General features: G+C 76.6%; 3 protein-coding genes. All 3 read left to right on the top strand.

Annotated features, from left to right (window positions below; genetic code table 11):
• Positions 1 to 396 precede the first annotated feature (396 nt).
• The 3 genes from PSR1_RS24755 (at position 397) to PSR1_RS22770 (ending at position 2,726) form a co-directional block, all read left to right on the top strand.
• On the top strand, positions 397 to 1,038 hold the full coding sequence (locus tag PSR1_RS24755; RefSeq protein WP_237758213.1) for an O-antigen ligase: 642 nt from the start codon (positions 397 to 399) through the stop codon (positions 1,036 to 1,038).
• A 70-nt stretch (positions 1,039 to 1,108) separates the two neighbouring features.
• Complete coding sequence (locus PSR1_RS22775) at positions 1,109 to 1,960, top strand: ABC transporter permease (protein ID WP_059439584.1); 852 nt, start codon at positions 1,109 to 1,111, stop codon at positions 1,958 to 1,960.
• A 1-nt stretch (position 1,961) separates the two neighbouring features.
• Positions 1,962 to 2,726, top strand: coding sequence for an ABC transporter ATP-binding protein (locus tag PSR1_RS22770; protein WP_059439583.1), 765 nt, complete (start codon positions 1,962 to 1,964; stop codon positions 2,724 to 2,726).
• Positions 2,727 to 2,738 lie beyond the last annotated feature (12 nt).

Genomic DNA, 2,738 nt, shown 5'->3' with positions numbered 1-2,738 from the left:
CCCGCTCGTGCTCCTGCTCGCGATCGAGCGCGGCGATCCCGGCGAGGATCCCGAGGCGCCGCGGCGCCGGGCGCTCGCGCTGGTGGTGGCCTGGGCAGTGGCGGCGCTCGTGCCCGCGTCGATCGCCTGGGCGCAGCACCGGACCGGCTTCGACCTGCTCCACGCGCTCGGCCTGCGCGACGCGCCGCTGCGCGCCACGCTCTACACCGGGGTCGGCCCGCTCGACGTGCCCACCGGGCGCTACGGGGCGGTCGGCCTGTTCAGCTGGTACACGCGGCTGGCGCTCTCGCTCACGCCGCTCGCCGCGCTGGCGGCCGCGCTCGCGCTGCTGGCGCCGCTGCGCCGGCGCACCCGGCTCGCGCTCGCGCTCGGCGCGGGGGCGCCGCCTGGGCGGTGGTGCTCACCACCTCGCGCGCGGCCTGGGCCGGCCTCGCCGTGGCCGCGGTGGCGCTGGCGCTCTCGGCGGGGCGGCGGGTCCGGCGCGTCGCGCTGCCGCTCACCATCGCCGCGTCGGTGGCGGCCGGCTGCGCCGTCCCCGACCTGCGCGTCCGGCTGGAGCGGGCCTTCTCCGCCGACACCAACGCCGACCGGGCCGCCATCTGGCGCGCCTGCCGGGCGGTGATCGCCGATCACCCGCTCACCGGGGTCGGCTACAAGGCGCTCCCCGTGGTGGGCCGGCGCTACTACGAGACCTACAGCGCCGACACCCCGGTGCGCTCCTGGTGCCACGACACGCCGCTCTCCGCCTGGGCCGAGGGCGGCCCGCTGCTCGCCGGCGCGGTGCTCGCCTGGGTGGCGCTGCTGGTGCGCGCGTTCCTGCGCGCCCGCCGGGCCGGCGACGCGCTCGCCCGCGCCGCCTCGGCCGGGGCGCTAGCGGCCCTCGCCGCACTGAGCGTGAACGCGCTCGTCCACGACGTCCTGTGGGCCATGGAGCCGCTGTACGCGAACGGGTTCCTGCTCGCGGCGGCCGCCGTGCTGGCGCACCCGCGCTCCGGCGGGGCGTCCCGCGAGCGGCCCGTGCTGCGGGCCGTCTCCTGAGCCGGGACGCACGACCGCGCGGGGCAGGCGGGTGCCCGGGCGAGCGATCGACGCCTACGTTCCCTCGGACGTGACCGCGCTCTCTCCCTCCGCCTCGCCGACCCGCCCCGCCGCGCCCCCCGCGGCGCCCGCGCTGGCGCGCGCCGCCGCCGACGTCTGGCGCTTCCGCGAGCTGCTCGCGCTGCTGGTGCTGCGCGACCTCAAGGTCCGCTACAAGCGCAGCGTCCTCGGGATGATCTGGACGCTGCTCAACCCGCTGCTCCAGATGGTCGTCTACACCCTGGTGTTCTCGACCATCCTGCGGATCGGCGTCCCCGACTACCCGCTCTTCGTCCTGTGCGGGCTGCTCCCGTGGTCGCTGCTCGCGGTGGGGACGACCGGCGCGTCCACCGCGCTGGTCGGGAACCAGTCGCTCATCCGGAAGGTGGCCGTGCCGCAGGCGGTGTACCCGCTCGCGGTGGTGGGCTCGAAGCTCGCCGACGCGCTGCTCTCGCTCCCCGCGCTGGCGCTCCTGGCGTTCGCCGCCGGCCGGCCGCCCGGCGCGAGCTGGGCGTGGCTCCCGCTCGCGCTCGCCTGCGCGACCGCGTTCACGGCCGGGCTCGCGCTGCTGCTCTCCTCGGCGACGGTGTTCTTCCGCGACCTGCGCCACCTCGTCGAGCTCTTGTTCCAGGTCTGGTTCTACGTGACGCCGGTGTTCTACCCGGCGAGCTTCCTCGAGCAGCTCCCGGTGCCCGCGCTGCGCGCGGTGCTCGCCGCGAACCCCGCCGCGCCCATCGTGCGGCTCTTCCAGGACGCCGTGTACGAGGGGCGCTCCCCCGCGCCGGCCACCGTCGCGGTCGCGGTGCTCGCCGCGCTCGGCTCGCTCGCGCTCGGCGCCGCGGTGTTCACCCGCTGCGAGCACGGCCACATCCACCACCTCTGACATGACCGGGACGATCACCTTCGACGACGTGGGGATGTGCTACCGCCTGCACCGGGAGCGGGTGCGCTCGCTCAAGGAGGCGGTGCTGGGCGGGTTCCGGCACCTGCGCGAGGCGGACGAGCTGTGGGCGCTCCGCCGCGTGACCTTCGAGGTGCGCCCGGGCGAGGCGGTGGGGCTGGTCGGCGCGAACGGCTCGGGGAAGAGCACGCTCCTCAAGCTGGCGGCCGGCGTGCTGCGCCCGACCGAGGGCCGGGTGCGGGTGGAGGGGCGGGTGGCGCCCATCATCGAGCTCGCCGCCGGGTTCGACCCCGAGCTGTCCGGGCGCGACAACGTGTTCCTGAACGGCGCGCTGATGGGCCGGGCCCGGCGCGACATGGCCCGGCGGCTGGAGCGGATCTTCGCGTTCGCCGAGCTGGAGGGCTTCGAGGACGTGCCGGTGAAGAACTACAGCTCCGGCATGTACGCGCGGCTCGGGTTCGCCATCGCGGTGGACGTCGAGCCGGAGATCCTGGTGGTGGACGAGGTGCTGGCGGTGGGCGACGAGCGCTTCCAGGCGCGCTGCCTGGAGCGGATCCGCGCGCTGCTCGCCGGCGGGACCACGCTGTTCCTCGTCTCGCACCAGATGGACCAGGTGGCGGCGGTGTGCCGGCGGGTGCTGCTCCTGCATCGGGGCGGCGTGTGCCACGACGGCGCGCCCGCCGACGCCATCCGGCGCTACCGGGAGCTGCAGGGCTTCACGCCGCCGCCGGTGGCGCGGACCGGCTGAGCGGAGGGCGCG

The sequence above is a fragment of the Anaeromyxobacter sp. PSR-1 genome (assembly GCF_000964525.1).
Classification (GTDB): Bacteria; Myxococcota; Myxococcia; order Myxococcales; family Anaeromyxobacteraceae; genus Anaeromyxobacter.
Note: the sequence above shows the minus strand (reverse complement) of the source record. Positions and strands in the feature narration are given on the sequence as shown.